The following is a 17,853-nucleotide window of genomic DNA, read 5'->3' as shown; positions in this document are numbered from 1 at the left end:
ACCCGTGGCAAAAGCAGTCAAACGCGCCTTTGTATGTAATGAATGCGGAGCGGACTACCCGCGCTGGCAGGGGCAGTGCAGCGCGTGCCATGCCTGGAACACCATTACCGAAGTTCGTCTGGCCGCGGCCCCCTCGTCCGCGCGCGTCGATCGCCTGACCGGCTACGCCGGCGAGAGCGCCGGCGTCAGCCGGGTGCAAAAGCTGTCGGAAATCAGCCTGGAGGCGTTGCCGCGCTTCTCCACCGGCTTTCAGGAGTTCGACCGGGTGCTGGGCGGCGGCGTGGTGCCGGGCAGCGCGATTCTGATCGGCGGCAACCCCGGCGCGGGTAAAAGCACCCTGCTGCTGCAAACGCTGTGCAAACTGTCCGAACAGATGAAAACTCTGTACGTCACCGGCGAGGAGTCGCTGCAACAGGTGGCGATGCGCGCGCATCGCCTCGGCTTGCCCGCCCACAACCTGAACATGCTCTCGGAAACCAGCATCGAGCAGATCTGCCTGATAGCCGAGCAGGAACAGCCGAAACTGATGGTGATCGACTCGATTCAGGTGATGCATCTTGCCGATATTCAGTCGTCCCCCGGCAGCGTGGCGCAGGTGCGGGAAACCGCCGCCTACCTCACCCGCTTCGCCAAAACGCGCGGCGTGGCCATCATTATGGTCGGCCACGTCACCAAAGACGGCTCGCTGGCCGGCCCCAAAGTGCTGGAGCACTGCATCGACTGTTCCGTGCTGCTGGACGGCGACGCCGACTCCCGTTTTCGCACCCTGCGCAGCCATAAAAACCGCTTTGGCGCGGTTAACGAGCTGGGCGTATTCGCCATGACCGAACAGGGGCTGCGCGAAATCAGCAACCCGTCCGCCATTTTCCTCAGCCGCGGCGACGAAGTCACCTCCGGCAGTTCGGTGATGGTGGTGTGGGAAGGATCGCGCCCGCTGCTGGTGGAGATCCAGGCGCTGGTGGATCAATCCATGATGTCCAACCCGCGCCGGGTGGCGGTCGGGCTGGAGCAAAACCGCCTGGCCATTCTGTTGGCCGTGCTGCATCGTCACGGCGGTTTGCAGATGTCGGATCAGGATGTGTTCGTCAACGTAGTCGGCGGCGTCAAGGTGACGGAGACCAGCGCCGATCTGGCGTTATTGCTGTCGCTGGTCTCCAGCCTGCGCGATCGCCCGCTGCCGCAGGATCTGGTGGTGTTCGGCGAAGTGGGGCTGGCGGGCGAAATCCGCCCGGTGCCCAGCGGGCAAGAGCGTATCGCCGAGGCGGCCAAACATGGTTTTAAACGCGCCATCGTGCCCCATGCCAATATGCCGAAGAAACCGCCGGCCAATATGCAGGTTTTCGGCGTCAAAAAGCTGGCCGACGCGCTGGATATTCTTAACGATTTATAAAAGTTTCCCCCACCAGATGATGGCAAACTTTTATCAGCAGGCGGCGGCGCTCTGTGGTATGTTGTTTAGTATGCTAAACAGGAGCGTCGGCAAATGTCATCATTCGATTATCTGAAATCCGCTATCCGCAAAAAAGGATGTACCCTGCAACAGGTCGCCGATGCGACGGATATGACCAAGGGGTATCTCAGCCAGTTACTTAACGCCAAAATAAAAAGCCCCAGCGCGCAGAAACTTGAGGCTCTGCACCGTTTCCTCGGTCTTGAATTTCCCCGCTACGAAAAAAAGATTGGCGTGGTATTCGGCAAGTTTTATCCGCTGCATACCGGACATATTTATCTTATCCAGCGCGCCTGCAGCCAGGTTGACGAGCTGCACGTCATTCTCGGCTATGACGAATCCCGCGACCGTCTGCTGTTCGACAACAGTTCGATGTCGCAGCAGCCCACCGTCAGCGACCGCCTGCGCTGGCTATTGCAAACCTTTAAATATCAGAAAAATATCCGCATTCATGCGTTTAATGAGGAAGGCATGGAGCCTTATCCGCACGGCTGGGACGTATGGAGCAAGGGAATACAGGCGTTTATGCAGGAAAAAGGCATCCAGCCCAATTTCGTCTATACCAGCGAAGAGCAGGATGCGCCGCAGTACCGCGAACATTTGGCGATCGAAACGGTATTGGTCGATCCCAAACGCTCATTTATGAACATCAGCGGGTCGCAGATCCGTCACGATCCTTTCCGCTACTGGGACTACATCCCGACCGAAGTTAAACCCTTCTTTGTGCGTACCGTCGCTATTTTAGGCGGCGAATCCAGCGGCAAATCCACCCTGGTCAACAAGCTGGCGAACATCTTCAACACCACCAGCGCCTGGGAATATGGCCGGGACTACGTGTTTTCCCACCTGGGGGGCGACGAAATGGCCCTGCAATATTCCGATTATGACAAAATCGCGCTGGGCCAGGCTCAATATATTGATTTCGCAGTAAAATACGCCAATAAAGTGGCTTTTATCGATACCGATTTCGTTACCACGCAGGCGTTCTGCAAAAAGTACGAAGGCCGCGAACACCCGTTCGTCCAGGCGCTTATCGATGAATACCGCTTCGATCTGGTTATTCTGCTGGAAAACAACACGCCGTGGGTCGCGGACGGACTGCGCAGCCTGGGCAGCGCCGCCGCGCGCAAGGAGTTTCAGAACCTGCTGAAAAGCATGCTGACGGAAAACGATATCCGTTACGTTCACGTCGAAGAGTCGGATTACGACGCGCGTTTTCTACGCTGCGTTGAACTGGTGCAGCGCATGCTGGGGCACGATATCACCAGCGCCAACAGCGCGAAGGGGTAATGATTTCCGGCAGCGGGATATCCCAGCTCTCCACGGGCAGGGCGTCGACCCGCTGGCAGTCATGCGCCAGGCCGATGGGATAAGGGCCGCGCGGCGTCCGGTGCCGTAAGGTTCGGTCATAGAAGCCGCCGCCCATCCCCAGGCGCTGCCCCCGATCGTCGAACGCCACCAGCGGCGTCAGCAGCACATCCAGCCGTTGCAGGGGTAGAACCTGCCGGACGTCAATACGCGGCTCTAAAATCTTCAGCCGGTTCAACACCAGCTCGCTATCCGGCGCATAGCGCAGGAACAGCAGATTCCCCGCGCTGAAAGGGTGCAAAACCGGCAGATAAACCCGTTTTCCCTGCCGCCAGAACTGCTGAATCAACGGCCCGGTATCCAGCTCGCCGTCGAAAGATAAAAACACCGCGATGGTTTCCGCATCGCGTATTTTCTGATGCGCGGACGCCCGCTCCAGCGCTTGTTGCGCGAACAGCGCCTGTTGCTCGGCGCCGATTTGGCGACGACGCCGGCGCACATCCTGACGTATCTGCTGACGAAGCCGGACGGAGGAAAGCGCTGGGGAGGATGATGACATCGGCTGCATAAGTAATGGAGGCGATCGCCGCGATTGATGGCAAAGAAAAAGAAAGGGAATCTCCGAGATGCCGCCGCAGGCTGTAACCCTTGAACCCTTGGTTCAAGGTGAACATAACGTCGCGGTCTTAAGGCTTCTCGGGCTAACCGAGCATGCTCACCAACTGCGGAGCGTTACATTCTATTGGTTTGAAATATCGGCTCAGGGGACTGGCCCGCTGACAAACATCTCAGAGAAATTTTATTCGTTACTCGCGATAAACCTTATCACGTCTTATCGCTTAAGAACACTGTACTTTCATCAAAACCAGACGTTACTCAAACGGAGCGCCCTGACGATCGGTGATGCGGCCCTGCTCCAACAATGCCTGTTCGATAGTCTGCTGCAGCATACGGATACGCTGCTCCATGTTGGCCGCATAGTCACGGGTTTTAGTCCGTTCCTGCGCCAGTTCATGGCACACATTCAGCGCGGCGATGAACACCAGTTGCTCTGTGTTGGTGACTCTAGTGCGAACTTTAAGATCTTGCAACCGCTGGTTAAGATCTTCCGCGGCCTGGTTCAACGCGTCCTGCTGCTCTGGCGGACAGTTGACTCTTAACGAACGGCCAAAAATCTGAATATCTACTGGTTGTGCAGACATACCACCTTCCTGCCTTATCTCATTTTCGCGCCCGCATAGGATAAATCCCGCGCTGCCTGGCAGCGGTCGGTTAAAGCGGGCGTCACTATATATATCCCCAATATAAGATACAAGCCCTTTCTGGTATACCCATGGAGCTTGGTGGTAGCATAACATGAACTAACCCTGCCAACGATGACGAATGCGCATGTCTATAGAGAATACGTTTCCAGGCTATGAAGCCATTGACCAGCTGCTGCGCCAGCAGCAGGTGGCATTAACCGCCGCAGAGATGCATGGCCTGATCAGCGGCATGCTGTGCGGCGGCAACCATGACGAAAGCTGGAAGACCCTGATTTTCGAGCTGACCAACGAAGGATTGGCCTTTCCGCAGACGCTTTCCCAGCCCCTCCAGCACCTGTATCAAACCACGCGGGAAACGCTCGAAGATGAGGGCTTTATGTTTCAACTCTTTCTACCGGACGATAGCGACGAGTCGGTAACGGTGTTCGACCGGGCGGATGCGTTGTCGGGCTGGGTAAACCACTTTCTGCTGGGATTAGGCGTGGTTCAGCCCCGGCTGAGTAAAGCGCAGGGCGAATTGAAGGAAGCGATCGACGATTTACGCAATATCGCCCAGTTGGGCTATGACGAAGATGAGGATCAGGAAGAGCTGGAGCAGTCTCTTGAAGAAGTCATCGAATATGTCCGCATTTCAGCCATTCTGTGCCATAACGAATTTATGAGCCCGCAGATTATCGCCCCGGAACAGAAGAAACCGACGCTGCATTAATTCCGTTGATGCCGGGCGTAAGCGAGTAAACGAGACGGAATATTTTCAGGAGCGGGAAATGAACCAACAAGAATTCCTTCGCCGTCGTCAGACACTGCTGGAGAAAATGGCTCCCGCCAGTGCCGCGATAATATTTGCGGCGCCCGTCGCCGCGCGCAACGCCGACAGCGAGTACCCTTACCGCCAAAACAGCGATTTCTGGTATTTCACCGGTTTTAACGAACCGGAAGCCGTGCTGCTGCTGGTCAAAAGCGATGAAAAACACCACCACAGCGTGATCTTCAACCGGGTTCGCGACCTGACGGCGGAAATCTGGTTCGGCCGCCGTCTTGGGCAAGAGGCCGCGCCCGCCGCCCTGGGCGTTGACCGCGCGCTGCCTTTCGACGATATCGGCGCTCAGCTGCATGTCCTGCTGAACGGCCTGGACGTCGTCTATCACGCGCAGGGGCAATACGATTATGCCGATAAACTGGTGTTCTCCGCGCTGGAGACGCTGCGTAACGGGACGCGCCTGGGCCTCGTCGCTCCGCCGACGCTGACGGACTGGCGCCCGTGGGTGCATGAGATGCGCCTGTTCAAATCGCCGGCGGAAATTGACGTTATGCGGCGCGCGGGCGAGATCACCGCGCTGGCCCATACGCGCGCCATGCAAACCTGCCGTCCCGGCATGTTTGAATATCAGTTGGAAGGGGAAATTCACCATGAGTTTACCCGCCACGGCGCGCGCTATCCCTCTTACAATACCATCGTCGGCAGCGGCGATAACGCCTGCATTCTGCACTACACGGAAAATGAATCCCGGATGCGCGACGGCGATCTGGTGCTGATTGACGCCGGCTGCGAATATCAGGGATACGCCGGGGATATCACCCGAACCTTCCCGGTCAACGGCAAATTCACCGCGCCGCAGCGGGCGATCTACGACATCGTGCTGGCTTCTCAGTACAGGGCGCTGGCGCTCTACGCTCCCGGCCGCAGCATCCGCGAAATCAATCAGGAAGTGGTGCGGGTGATGGTTGCCGGGCTGGTTGAGCTGGGGATCATGAAAGGCGAGATGGAGCAGTTGATCGCCGAACAGGCGCATCGCCAGTTCTTTATGCACGGATTGGGACACTGGCTTGGGCTGGATGTGCACGATGTCGGCGATTATGGCTCGACCGACCGCGGCCGCCCACTCGAACCGGGCATGGTGGTTACGCTGGAGCCCGGCCTCTATATCGCGCCCGACGCCAACGTGCCGCACCAATACCGGGGCATCGGCATCCGTATTGAAGATGATATTTTAATCACCGAAAACGGTAATGAAAATCTGACGGCGGGCGTAGTCAAAGACGCCGACGCCATTGAAGCCTTGATGGCGCAAGCGGCCGGATAACGCCGGGCGGCCGACGCGCCGGCGGTTTGCAAGGTAACGGACGGACAACGAAATATGACGGTAATGATTGTCGGAGGCGGCATGGCCGGCGCGACGCTGGCTCTGGCGATAGCGAGGCTTTCACAAGGGAAAGTGCCGGTTGAGCTGATTGAAGCCCGATCGCCGCGCGATCGCCGGCATCCGGGGTTCGACGCGCGCGCGATCGCCCTGGCGGCGGGCACCTGCCGACAGTTGGCAAACATCGGCGTCTGGCAGGCGCTAGCGGACTGCGCCGAACCGATAACCCGGATACACGTCAGCGACCGCGGCCATGCCGGCGTCGTTAATCTGAAAGCGTCGGACTATCGCGTGCCGGCGCTGGGCCATGTGGTTGAACTGCACGAGGCCGGACAGCGGCTATTTTCATTATTGCAACAGGCGCCGGGCGTTCGTCTGCACTGCCCGGCGCAGGTGGTCGACGTCGCGCGCACGCGCAGCGACGCCACGCTGACGCTGGACAACGGCGCAACGCTGACGGGCCAGCTGCTGGTCGCCGCCGACGGTTCGCTTTCCGGTCTGGCGCGCGCCTGCGGCATCGAATGGCGGCGTCAGGATTACCAGCAGATCGCCGTCATCGCCAACGTCGCCACCGCCGAAGCGCATCAGGGGCGGGCGTTCGAACGCTTCACCCCCCACGGGCCGCTGGCGCTGTTGCCGATGAACCACGGGCGCAGCGCGCTGGTCTGGTGTCATGAAGAAAACGAGCAGGCTCACGTCGATAGCTGGAGCGAGGCCGAATTTCGCCGTCGGCTGCAACTGGCGTTCGGCTGGCGTCTGGGCGCCTTTACCCACATCGGCGAACGCCGCAGCTATCCCCTGCGCCTGCTGACGGCCAATCAGCACGTCCATCACCGGCTGGCGCTGGTGGGCAACGCGGCGCAAACGCTGCACCCGATCGCCGGACAAGGGTTCAATCTGGGACTGCGCGATGTGATGTCGCTGGCGGAAACTCTGGTCGACGCGGCGAACAGGCGGCAGGATCTGGGCGACTATGCGGTGCTCAGCCGTTACCAGCAGCGCCGCCAGCCCGATCGGCAGGCCACGGTGGCGATCACCGACGGTCTGGTCAGGCTGTTCGCCAACCGCTACGGCGCATTAGAGATTGGGCGCAATCTGGGCCTGATGACCATGAATAATCTGCCGCTGCTGCGCGATGCGTTCGCCCGCCGTACGCTGGGCTGGGTGGAGCGTTGACGGCACGCGCCGGCGGAACATAACAGGAAAAAAGGTATATGCAATCATTCGACGTGGTTATCGCCGGCGGCGGCATGGTCGGCCTGGCGCTGGCCTGCGGCCTGCAGGGCAACGGTCTGCGCATCGCCGTACTGGAGCAGCGGCCGACGGCCCCCCAGACGCCGGAAAAAGAGTATGCGCTGCGGGTCTCCGCCATCAACGCCGCCAGCGAACGTCTGCTCCGCCATGTGGGCGTTTGGGAAAGTCTGGCGGCGCGGCGGATCAGCCCCTATAACGCGATGCAGGTCTGGGATAAAGACAGCTTCGGCAGAATCAGCTTTAGCGGCGAGGAGTTCGGCTTTTCCCATCTGGGCCATATCATTGAAAATCCGGTTATTCAGCAGGCGCTATGGCAACGCGCGTCCCAGCTGAGCGATATCACCCTGCTGGCGCCCGCCGCGCTGCAACAGGTCGCCTGGGGAGAAAATGAAGCCTTTATCACCCTTCAGGACGGCAATATGTTGACCGCGCGGCTGGTGGTCGGCGCGGACGGCGCGCACTCCTGGCTGCGCCGGCACGCCGATATTCCCCTCACCTTCTGGGATTACGGCCATCATGCGCTGGTCGCCACCGTTCGTACGGCGTCGCCCCATCTTTCGGTCGCGCGGCAGGTGTTTCACGGCGACGGCATCCTCGCGTTTCTGCCGCTTGGCGATCCGCACCTCAGCTCAATCGTCTGGTCGCTGCCGCCGGAGCGGGCGCAGGAGATGCAGGCGCTGCCGGACGACGAATTCAACCAGCGGCTGGCTATCGCCTTCGATACCCGGCTGGGGCTATGCGCGCTGGAGAGCGAGCGCCAGGTCTTTCCGTTGACGGGCCGCTATGCCCGCAGTTTCGCCGCCCACCGTCTGGTGCTGATTGGCGATGCCGCGCACACCATCCATCCGCTGGCGGGCCAGGGGGTCAATCTGGGTTTTATGGATGCGGCGGAATTGATTGCCGAACTGAAGCGCCTGCAGGCGCAGGGGAAGGATATCGGTCAGCACCTTTATCTGCGGCGTTATGAGCGTAAACGCAAACACAGCGCCGCCGTTATGCTCGCCGGTATGCAGGGGTTCCGCGCGCTATTCGCCGGAGATAATCCGGCCAAAAAGCTGTTGCGCGATATCGGCCTGCGGCTGGCGGACAACCTCCCCGGCGTCAAGCCGACGCTGGTGCGCCAGGCCATGGGGTTAAACGATTTGCCCGCATGGCTGGACGCAGACAAAACTCGCTTATGACGTGATTGCCGTCGCTTGCTCCCATGCCGCTCCGATGCCCGCGCAGACGGGCATCGCGCCCGCCGGGCGAAACGGCCGCCCTTCGCCCCGTCCAGTTCGAGCTGAATTATGCGCGCGACAGCACAGTTATTTCACCGTTCAATAAATAGTATATAGCCTCAATAGGTCGAGCTGCGGGATAAAACGTCGACAGCGTTTTGCTGACAAACCCGTCTGTCGGATCGAGATACACGCGGCGAGTAATATCTGACTTTGTCAGCCGTCTGGATTTTGGACGGCGCCTGCGTCGGTCCCGCAAGAGCGAATAACGGAGCCAACGCACCGGCAGCTTGAAGTATGAAGGGTATAGAAATATTTGATTTACATGGCGCAGTTATTATTTTCAATCGTTATAACATTAATTAAATGGCCTGATTTCCTTCGACAAAGAGAAGCTTATTTACATAAATATACACTCTGAAATATTAATTTTCCATAATTACGACAAAGCGCGTAATTATTACCCACCCTTCCTCCATAGCGCCGTTAATATAAAATCGATAATAGTTGCCGATAGGTGTAATATCCGGGCTGAATAACATGTTATCCCGCCAGGCCCATCGCTATATTTTGGATAATTCGAGCTGCGGAAAGGTGAATTGCCGCATCTGGAGAGGAGCGGCGGATAGGGATCAACGCTTATTCACTTCGAGTATCGCGCTATATACACAAAATAATTCGAGTCGCAGGACAGAACGTCATCGTTTTGAACAACGTGAAGCGGCGGCAACGGATGGGGCAAGCAACAAAGCCAACGCACAGGCAACTTGCAGTATGACGGTATATGAGTTATTTCATCAGCGCGATATTTGGACCAGACGCAATGACGAATGGGATTCATACGGAATTAAACCTGTTACCGGGTTATTTAGGAGAGAATTAAAATGCAGTTACGTACCACTAAAGAAAAAATCATGCTGGCGATACTTATCGGGATAATCGCCGGTCTTGTTTGCGCCCTGGCTAAATTCGGCTGGGAAATACCGTTTCCCCCAAGAACGCCTGCTCGCGATCTGACCAACCCGCCGCAGGAGTTATTACAGCAGCTCGGCATGTCTTTTGAGATGTCCCACATTACCTATTTATTCAACGGTAACGCGCGGCCAATCATGAGCTTTATCATGCACTTTGGTTTCTCGATTAGTTTCTCCGTGCTTTATTGCATCATCGCCGAATTTAATCCCAAAATTAAACTCTGGCAGGGCGCTTTTTACGGTCTGGTTCTTCACATCGTATTTCACGTTTTCCTGCTGCCGCTGTTTGGCACCGTTCCCGCGCCGTGGGATCAACCGTTTGCCGAACACTTCTCTGAACTGTTCGGCCATATGTTCTGCTTCTGGCTGGTTGAAATTGTCCGCCGCGATCTGCGTAACCGCATTACCCATGCGCCGGATCCTGAAGTCCCGGCATCTGAAGCCACGCGCTAATCGCGCTAGCGCCTAAGATAACGGCCGCCTTGCTCTCAGGGCGGCCGCTTTTTCGAACCGTCCGCCCGACCCCCGCCGTCTCCTCCCGCTTTCCACCGCACGCGCATCGCCGTTATATACCTTTTTGGCATTAAAAAGTATTTTTTGTGCTTTTACACCTTTACGCAACCTTCCTACATTTACAGCAACATAAGATGAGCCAACGTAAAATCTCAAGGACTCTGAGAATGAATAAAAATCAGTCAGCAGCGCGATCCCCATCGGCTAAACTTCTCATCGCAGGCGCTTTATCCCTGCTTTTCGCCCTCCCACTAAGCGCCTGGAGCGCCGACAATAGCGAGAAACCGGTTCAGGGGGGCATACTCAATGTCGGGCTGGGCAGCGATACCCCGATCATCGATCCGCACATCACCGCCTACGGCGTGACGGCGCTGATCGCCCGCAACGTGGTGGATTCGCTGGTGGGCCAGGCCGAAGACAACAGCTTTACCCCCTGGCTGGCGGAGCGCTGGGAAATCAACGGCGACAATACCGAATACGTTTTCCATCTGCGCAAAGACGTCACCTTCAGCGACGGCAGCAAACTGGATGCCGAAGCGGTGAAATATAATCTCGAACGCATTCTCGATCCGAAAACCACCTCCAGCTACGCCAAATCGCTGCTGGGGCCGATCGACAAAATCACCACTCCCGACGACTACACGGTGGTGATCCATTACTCTTCTTCCTTCGCGCCGCTGCTGCAGGGGCTGAGCCTGCCGTATCTGGGCATCCAGTCGCCGACCTATCTGAAGAAAACCCCGAACACCAGCAACACGGTGGTGGGGTCCGGGCCCTTTATTCTCGACTCCTTTGTCAAAGGCAGCGGCAGCAAACTGAGCAAACGCGCGGATTACAACTGGGGCCCCGGTTACGCTAAACATAGCGGCCCGGCGTATCTGGACGGCATTACCTTTAAATACCTGCCGGAAGCGTCCGTCAGGCTGGGCGCGCTGACCAGCGGCCAGCTCCAGGCCATTGACGCGGTGCCGCCGGCGAATTACCCCGCGGTGAAAAAGAACCCGCGCCTGGACGTAATCACCTATGAAAATCCGGGCGTCAACCGCGTTCTGTATTTTAATACCAGCAAGGGCCCGTTCCAGGACGTCAAGATCCGTCAGGCGTTCCAAAGCGCGGCGGATACCGCGACGGCGGTGAAGGTCTCCTATTTCGGCACGCTGAAAGCGGCGGATAACGTCATGGGTCCGGCGACGCTGTATTACGATCCGACGGTGAAATCGCGCTGGGGATTCGATCTGCAAAAGGCCAACCGGCTGCTGGACGACGCGGGTTGGAACATCAGGGACAGCGAAGGCTACCGCACCAAAGACGGCAAACGCCTGACGGTCACTTTCGTCTATGCCAGCACCAACGTTGAGGCCGCCGACGTCACCCTGTTCCAGGCGATTCAGTATCAGGTCAAGCAGGCCGGGTTTGAGCTGAAGCTCGATCCGAGCGACGCCGGCTCGTTTACCAGCCGCACCAACGCCAATGACTACGACGTCGCCTCCAACTATTTCGTCCGCGCCGAGCCGGATATTCTGCGCACGGTGTTTGATTCCGCCTACGCGCCGCCCAACGGCAACAATTTTACCCGCATCAGCGCGCTGGATGAGAAGCTGAGAAAAGCGGTCGGCGCCGGCGACGCCGAGCGTAAACAGCTCTACACCGACGTTCAGCATGAAGCGATCGATAAAGCCTACGTTCTTCCCGTCTATATTCCGGCCTACCAGCTTGGCCTGTCGAAACAGGTGCAGGGCGTAAGCTGGGCGACCAATGCCAAACCGAACTTCTATGATGTCTGGATCAAACGCTAATCTGGCGGGGCTCGGCAAACGTCTGTTGACCATTCTGGCCGTGCTCTGGGGCGCGGCCACCCTGACGTTTATCGCCGTCAAACTGATTCCCGGCGACCCCATCGCCATTCTCAGCGGCGGCGACAACGTAGTGGACGATGCCTACCGCGAAGAGCTGTCCCGCCAGTTCGGCCTCGACCGGCCGCTGTGGATACAGTACCTGCGCTATTGCGCCCAGGCGCTGCAGGGCGATTTCGGCGTCAGCTACCAGTACCGGCAGCCGGTGCTGTCGGTGATTGCCGACGCCATGCGCGAAACGCTGCCGCTGGCGCTCGGCGGGATCGCACTGGCGCTGGCGCTGGCCGTTTCCAGCGCGCTGCTCACCGCAGGGCGCTATCAACCGCTGCGGCGGGCGCTCTCCTGGCTGGAGCTGACGCTGCTCAGCACGCCGGTGTACTGGATCGGGATTGTGCTGCTGAGTATTTTCAGCTTTCATCTGCAGTGGTTTCCGGTAACCGGCAATGACGGCGCGATCTCGCTGGTGCTGCCCGTCATCACCCTCAGCCTGCCGATCGCGGCGCTGCTCAGCCAGGTGCTGCGCGACGGGCTGGAGGACGCCCTGTCCCAGCCTTTCGCCCTGACGGTACGCACCCGCGGCGTCAGCGAAACCCGGCTGAGGATCCGCCACGCGCTGCGCCATGCGACGCTGGCGGCGTCGACGCTGACCGGTACGCTGCTGGCCAGCGTGCTCGGCGGCTCAGTGCTAACCGAAACGGTTTTCGGACGCGCCGGCATCGGACAGATTACGCTACAGGCGATCGAAACCCGCGACATGCCATTGGTGCTCGGCGTGGTGATGCTGTCCGCGCTGCTGTTTGTGACGATCAACCTGCTGGTGGATGCCCTGTATCTGATTGTCGATCCCCGTTTGCGCAAAAAGGCGAACGCCCATGAGCAGTGAATCTATGATACTTCCACATCCGCGACGCCGCGCCCGCTATCGTCATAATCCCTGGCTTGCCCCAGCGACCTTACTGCCGGCGGCCGTCGTACTCCTGCTGCTGCTGGCGCTCTTTTTCCCGACGCTGTTTACCAGCCGCACCGCCGATGAAATGGATCTCGGCGCGGTACTACAGCCGCCGAGCGGCGAGCACTGGTTCGGCACCGATACGCTGGGCCGGGATATCCTGGCCCGGGTGATCCACGGCACCTCGCTGTCGCTGAGCATCGGCATCGGCGCCATGCTGATCGCCTGCCTGGGCGGCGTATTGTTCGGCACCCTGTCGGTGCTGGCTCCCGCGCCGCTGCGCGCGGCGCTGGTGCGCCTGCTGGATATTATGCTGGCTTTTCCCGATCTGCTGCTGGCGCTGCTGGTGATCGCCGTGCTGGGAAGGGGGCCGGAAAACACGCTGCTGGCGGTCGGGCTGGCCGGTATCGCCGGCTACGCGCGGCTGGTGAGATCGCAGGTGCTCCAGGTGCGGCTTTCCGGTTATGTGGAGCACGCCGTGGCGCTGGGCGAGCGCCCGCTGTATATCGTCGGGCGGCATATCATTCCCAACACCCTGCGCCCGCTGCTGATCGTCGCCACCATCGGCGTCGGACACGCCATTCTGTCCGCCTCCGCCCTGAGCTTCCTCGGCCTGGGCGTGGTGCCCCCCACCGCCGAATGGGGCGCGCTGCTGGCCGACGGCCGCAACTTCCTGGATATCGCCCCCTGGGTCAGCCTGTTTCCGGCTACGGTGGTGGCGCTTTCCGTCATCGCCATCACGCTGTTGGGGCGGCGTTTACAAACCATTCTGGCAAAAGGCGGTTCATGATGAGTCATCCCCCTGCCGCGTCCGCCGCGCAACCGCTGCTGCGCGTCGCCGGCTTAAGCGTCACCTTCCCCGGCGGCGAAGGCGACCCGGTGGAGTCGGTGAAAAACCTCGGCTTTCAGGTCAACGCCGGCGAAATTCTGGCGCTGGTCGGCGAATCGGGATCGGGCAAGTCGGTTACCGCGCGCGCGCTGGTCGGGCTGGCGGGCGAACAGGCCGAGGTCCGCGCCGACGCCATCGATCTGCTGCGCCATGACGGCGGCCGCTGCGATCTGCGCGGCCTGGGCGAGGGTGACTGGCGGCGCATCCGCGGGCGCGAGATAGGTTTTATTTTGCAGGATGCGCTGGTCTCCCTCGATCCGTTGCGCAAAATCGGCCAGGAGGTGGCGGAACCGATCCTCACCCATCGGCTTCTTCCTCGCGCCGAGGTCGCCGAACGCGTGGCGGCGCTGCTGGAACAGGCGGGCATTCCCGACCCGGCCAACCGCGCGGCGCAGTATCCGCACGAACTCTCCGGCGGTTTACGCCAGCGGGCGCTTATCGCCTCCGCGCTGGCCGGCGGCCCGCGGCTATTGATCGCCGACGAGCCCACCACGGCGCTGGACGCCACCGTACAACAGCAGGTGCTGAAAGTGTTTACCGCTCTGGCGCGGGCCGGTCACGGCGTGCTGCTGATCACCCACGATCTGGCGGTGGTCTCGCAGGTGGCGGACCGGGTTATCGTCATGCAGAAAGGCGAACTGGTGGAAATCGGCGACGTCGACCAGGTGCTTTCGGCGCCCAAGCACCCCTATACCCGCCGGCTGCTGGCGGCGATCCCCACCGCCGCGACGCGCGGCGACTGGCTGGCGGGCGAAAATCCGCTGCGCGACCTGCCCGCCGGGGTAGTGTCGTCACTCAACGCGCACGGCGAAACGGTTTCGGAGGTGGCGCTGAAGGCGGATCGGATATCGGTTTCCTTTACCCGCCCTGACGGCAGCCGTATGCATGCCGTCAATCAAGTATCGCTGGAGGTGCAACGAGGTGAAACCCTGGGCGTCGTCGGCGAATCGGGGTCCGGAAAAACCACGTTGGGAAAAGTGATCCTGGCCCTACGAAAACCGGACAGCGGCGAGGTATTGCTGTCCGAGCGCCCCTGGAGCGCGCTGTCGGAGCGCGAGCGCCGGCCGCTGCGCGCGCGAATTCAGACCATCACGCAAGATCCGCTCGGCTCGTTCGATCCGCAGTTCACCGTGGAGAAGATCCTCCAGCAGCCGCTGCGGCTGCGCCGCGATATCAGCCAGGCGGATCGGCAACGGCGCATTCTGACTCTGCTGACGCTGGTCGGCCTGACGCCGGATCTGCTGGCGCGCCGTCCGAACGCGCTTTCCGGCGGACAGCGGCAACGGGTGTCGATCGCCCAGGCGCTGGCCTCCGAGCCGGATATTCTTATCTGCGACGAACCGGTTTCCGCGCTCGACGTGACCACCCAGGCGCAGGTGCTGGATCTGCTGGTGGCGCTGCAGCGTCAGCTACGGCTCTCCATGCTATTTATTTCGCACGATCTCGGCGTGGTGCAGCACATGAGCCACCGCATCGCGGTGATGAAAGACGGTGAAATCGTTGAAACCGGCGATGTCGGGCAAATATTCAGCCGGCCGCGGCACCCCTATACCCGGCTGCTGCTGTCGACGGTGAACGAACCGCCCCCGTCAACCGCCGCCGGCCCGACGCATTAAAACGCCATAACCGCCTGTAAAAGATTGCGGGCGTAAGGATGCCGCACCTGCCCGAGCGCCGTCATATCATCGACCCGCTCAATGATATGGCCCTGCTGCAGGAAGAGGACGCGCTGGCATAAATAGGCGATGGCCGTCAGATCGTGACTGATAAACAGATAGGTTAGGCCCAGCCGCCGGCGCAGTTCGGCCAGCAGATCCAGAATCTGGACCTGTACGGTGACATCCAGCGCGCTGACCGCCTCGTCCAGCACCATAAAGTCCGGCTCGCCGGCAATGGCTCTGGCGATGCACACCCGCTGCATCTGCCCGCCGCTGAGCTGATGGGGAAAACGTTCGCACACTTCCTCCTCCAGCCCGACCTGTTCCAACAGCTCCGTCACCCGCCGCCGCACCTTATCGCGCGGTATTTTCCCCGACACCAGCAGCGGTTCGGAGACAATGCTCGAGACTTTCATCAGGGGGTTGGCCGACGAGGCGTAATCCTGAAAAACGGCGCTGACGCGGGTTCGCCCGGCGCGGCGCGCGCGCCAGAAGCGCGGCGGCGCATACAGCGGCCGGCCGGCCAGCTGAACCTCTCCGCTCCGCGGCGCCTCCAGCCCCAGCAAAATACGCCCCAGGGTGCTTTTGCCGCTGCCGCTCTCGCCGACCACGCCCAGACACTCGCCAGCCTGCACGCTGAACGATACGCCGTTAAGCACCGGCAGCCAGGGGCCGCCATCCTGCGCGCGGTAGCCGTGGCGGACATCGTTTACCGCAACCAGGACGCTCACTGTCCGCCTCCCGGCGCGCCATCGACCAGCTCTTGATAGCGCCGCTGCAACGCCTGACGCGACGCCACCAGATAGCGGGTATGCCGGTGCCGCGGCTGATGCAGCACCTGCCGCGCCTCGCCCTGCTCCACCGCCTCACCCTGATGCATCACCAATACCCGATCGGCAATACGGTTTACCACGCCGAAATCATGCGAGATAAAAATCATGGTGGTGCCCAGGCGTTCGCGGATCGCGCGAAACTCCCGCATGATGTCGTACTGCGTCACCGAATCGAGCGCCGTGGTCGGCTCATCGGCGATCAACAGCTGCGGCTCCAGCGCCAGCGCGATGGCGATCATCACCCGTTGCAGCATGCCGCCGCTCACCTGGCAGGGATATTTATCAAATAAGCTTACGGCGTCGCGCAGCCGCGCCATCCGCATCATCTCCAGCGCCAGCGCCCTGGCGTCGCGCCGGCTCAGCGCCAGATGGGCGCGAAAGGTCTCCGCCATCTGGCTGCCAAGCGTTTGCAGGGGATCGAAGGCGCTCATCGGATGCTGCAGGATCATGCCGATGGTTTTACCCCGCAGGCGGCGCATCGCCTCCGGCGGCTGCGCCAGTAGGTCCGTGTCGTGCAGCCAGGCGCGCCCGGATTGGGTAAACTCGCCGCCCAGCAGCCCCATCAGCGCGCGGCAGGTAAGGCTTTTACCGCTGCCGCTCTCGCCGACGATGCCAAGGCAGGCGTGATGCGGCAGCGTAAAGGAAATATCATGCAGCAGGCGGCGCTTCCCGGACGCCAGCCCGACCTGTAAATGTTCTACCCGTAATAGATCGCTCATCAGCGAGACTCCCGTGGGTCGAGCGCATCGCGCAAACAGTCGCCCAACAGATTAAATGCCGCCACCACAATCAGAATCGCCAGCCCCGGCGCCAGCATCTGCGTCGGATGGATCATCATCACTTTCTGCGCTTCGCTCAGCATCGCCCCCCACTCCGCCGTCGGCGCCTGCACGCCCAGCCCGAGGAACGACAGCGCGGAGATGCTCAGGATCACCCAGCCGGTATCCAGCGTCGCCAGCACCACGATCTCCGCCAGCGCATTCGGCAAGAGATGACGCCGCAGGATAAACCACAGCGGCGTTCCGCCGGCGCGTGAGAACAGGATATAGTTTTTCTGGCTGTGCTTGATAATAATCCCGCGGATCATGCGGGTATACCATGCCCATTTCACCAGGATATTGGCCAGGATCACGTTAAACATGCCGACGCCCAAAACCCCGACGATCGCCAGAATCATCACCTGACTGGGGAACGACAGCATGATATCGCAGCAGCGCATCATCGCCTCGTCCAGCCGCCCGCGCAAATAGCCGGATAAAAAGCCGAACACGCAGCCGATCGCAATGGTGACGGCCATCGTCAGCAGCGCCAGAAATAGCGTGGTTTGCACGCCGAACATCAGCCGGGACAGCACGCAGCGCCCTAGATGATCGGATCCCAGCGGAAAGCGCGCGCTGAAGTCGGCGTATTTGCGCGCAATATTGATTTTATTCGGATCGTTGGGCGCCAGCCACGGCGCGAACATGCCGATCAACGCCACCGCAACGATCGTCAGCAAACAGAGTAGCGCGACCTTATCGCGCAGCAGTCGGTGCGAAAAAAGCAT

General features: G+C 60.3%; 16 protein-coding genes and 1 other RNA gene. 11 read left to right on the top strand and 6 right to left on the bottom strand.

Annotation, left to right across the window (positions count from 1 at the left end):
• The first annotated feature begins 4 nt into the window (after positions 1 to 4).
• Positions 5 to 1,390, top strand: a complete 1,386-nt coding sequence (gene radA, locus VSX58_RS08415; protein WP_327615149.1) for a DNA repair protein RadA — start codon at positions 5 to 7, stop codon at positions 1,388 to 1,390.
• A gap of 93 nt (positions 1,391 to 1,483) precedes the next feature.
• Complete coding sequence (nadR, locus tag VSX58_RS08410) at positions 1,484 to 2,740, top strand: multifunctional transcriptional regulator/nicotinamide-nucleotide adenylyltransferase/ribosylnicotinamide kinase NadR (RefSeq protein WP_327617690.1); 1,257 nt, start codon at positions 1,484 to 1,486, stop codon at positions 2,738 to 2,740.
• On the opposite strand, the gene VSX58_RS08405 is transcribed toward nadR, so the two are convergent.
• The 3 genes from VSX58_RS08405 to zapA form a co-directional block, all read right to left on the bottom strand.
• On the bottom strand, positions 2,712 to 3,326 hold the full coding sequence (locus VSX58_RS08405; RefSeq protein ID WP_327617689.1) for a 5-formyltetrahydrofolate cyclo-ligase: 615 nt from the start codon (positions 3,324 to 3,326) through the stop codon (positions 2,712 to 2,714). The two genes, nadR and VSX58_RS08405, sit on opposite strands and share 29 nt — an antisense overlap.
• Before the next feature lie 46 nt (positions 3,327 to 3,372).
• Positions 3,373 to 3,556: non-coding RNA, 6S RNA (ssrS, locus tag VSX58_RS08400), on the bottom strand.
• A gap of 74 nt (positions 3,557 to 3,630) precedes the next feature.
• Positions 3,631 to 3,960 (bottom strand): cell division protein ZapA, encoded by a 330-nt coding sequence (gene zapA / locus VSX58_RS08395; protein ID WP_327615152.1) that lies wholly within the window; start codon positions 3,958 to 3,960, stop codon positions 3,631 to 3,633.
• 187 nt (positions 3,961 to 4,147) lie between these two features.
• Between zapA and VSX58_RS08390 the strand changes: the two genes are divergently transcribed.
• From VSX58_RS08390 to VSX58_RS08350, 9 genes are all read left to right on the top strand, one after another.
• A complete protein-coding gene (locus tag VSX58_RS08390) occupies positions 4,148 to 4,732 on the top strand; it encodes a YecA/YgfB family protein (RefSeq protein ID WP_327615153.1) in 585 nt (194 codons plus the stop codon).
• 58 nt (positions 4,733 to 4,790) lie between these two features.
• Positions 4,791 to 6,107 carry a Xaa-Pro aminopeptidase gene (gene pepP, locus VSX58_RS08385; protein WP_327617688.1) on the top strand — a complete coding sequence of 439 codons (1,317 nt, stop codon included), beginning with the start codon at positions 4,791 to 4,793 and terminating at the stop codon, positions 6,105 to 6,107.
• A gap of 54 nt (positions 6,108 to 6,161) precedes the next feature.
• Complete coding sequence (gene ubiH / locus VSX58_RS08380) at positions 6,162 to 7,340, top strand: 2-octaprenyl-6-methoxyphenyl hydroxylase (RefSeq protein ID WP_327617687.1); 1,179 nt, start codon at positions 6,162 to 6,164, stop codon at positions 7,338 to 7,340.
• A 38-nt stretch (positions 7,341 to 7,378) separates the two neighbouring features.
• Complete coding sequence (ubiI, locus tag VSX58_RS08375) at positions 7,379 to 8,599, top strand: FAD-dependent 2-octaprenylphenol hydroxylase (protein ID WP_327617686.1); 1,221 nt, start codon at positions 7,379 to 7,381, stop codon at positions 8,597 to 8,599.
• 923 nt (positions 8,600 to 9,522) lie between these two features.
• On the top strand, positions 9,523 to 10,065 hold the full coding sequence (locus VSX58_RS08370; RefSeq protein WP_327615165.1) for a YagU family protein: 543 nt from the start codon (positions 9,523 to 9,525) through the stop codon (positions 10,063 to 10,065).
• A 227-nt stretch (positions 10,066 to 10,292) separates the two neighbouring features.
• On the top strand, positions 10,293 to 11,921 hold the full coding sequence (locus VSX58_RS08365) for an ABC transporter substrate-binding protein (RefSeq protein ID WP_327617685.1): 1,629 nt from the start codon (positions 10,293 to 10,295) through the stop codon (positions 11,919 to 11,921).
• Positions 11,899 to 12,861 carry an ABC transporter permease gene (locus VSX58_RS08360; protein WP_327617684.1) on the top strand — a complete coding sequence of 321 codons (963 nt, stop codon included), beginning with the start codon at positions 11,899 to 11,901 and terminating at the stop codon, positions 12,859 to 12,861. The genes VSX58_RS08365 and VSX58_RS08360 overlap by 23 nt, the downstream gene beginning before the upstream one ends.
• Complete coding sequence (locus VSX58_RS08355; protein WP_327617683.1) at positions 12,851 to 13,717, top strand: ABC transporter permease; 867 nt, start codon at positions 12,851 to 12,853, stop codon at positions 13,715 to 13,717. Before VSX58_RS08360 ends, VSX58_RS08355 begins: the two co-directional genes overlap by 11 nt.
• On the top strand, positions 13,714 to 15,432 hold the full coding sequence (locus VSX58_RS08350; protein WP_327617682.1) for an ABC transporter ATP-binding protein: 1,719 nt from the start codon (positions 13,714 to 13,716) through the stop codon (positions 15,430 to 15,432). The genes VSX58_RS08355 and VSX58_RS08350 overlap by 4 nt, the downstream gene beginning before the upstream one ends.
• On the opposite strand, the gene VSX58_RS08345 is transcribed toward VSX58_RS08350, so the two are convergent.
• From VSX58_RS08345 to opp1C, 3 genes are read right to left on the bottom strand one after another with little or no spacing between them, the layout of a single operon-like run.
• On the bottom strand, positions 15,429 to 16,205 hold the full coding sequence (locus tag VSX58_RS08345; protein ID WP_327617681.1) for an ABC transporter ATP-binding protein: 777 nt from the start codon (positions 16,203 to 16,205) through the stop codon (positions 15,429 to 15,431). The two genes, VSX58_RS08350 and VSX58_RS08345, sit on opposite strands and share 4 nt — an antisense overlap.
• Positions 16,202 to 17,026: an ABC transporter ATP-binding protein gene (locus tag VSX58_RS08340; RefSeq protein ID WP_327617680.1), complete on the bottom strand. Its 825-nt coding sequence runs from the start codon at positions 17,024 to 17,026 to the stop codon at positions 16,202 to 16,204. The genes VSX58_RS08345 and VSX58_RS08340 overlap by 4 nt, the downstream gene beginning before the upstream one ends.
• The gene (gene opp1C, locus VSX58_RS08335) at positions 17,026 to 17,853 is read right to left on the bottom strand and encodes a nickel/cobalt ABC transporter permease (RefSeq protein ID WP_327617679.1); all 828 of its coding nucleotides are present in this window, start codon (positions 17,851 to 17,853) and stop codon (positions 17,026 to 17,028) included. Before opp1C ends, VSX58_RS08340 begins: the two co-directional genes overlap by 1 nt.

Source organism: Brenneria populi (assembly GCF_036016195.1).
Taxonomy (GTDB): domain Bacteria; phylum Pseudomonadota; class Gammaproteobacteria; order Enterobacterales; family Enterobacteriaceae; genus Brenneria; species Brenneria populi.
Note: the sequence above shows the minus strand (reverse complement) of the source record. Positions and strands in the feature narration are given on the sequence as shown.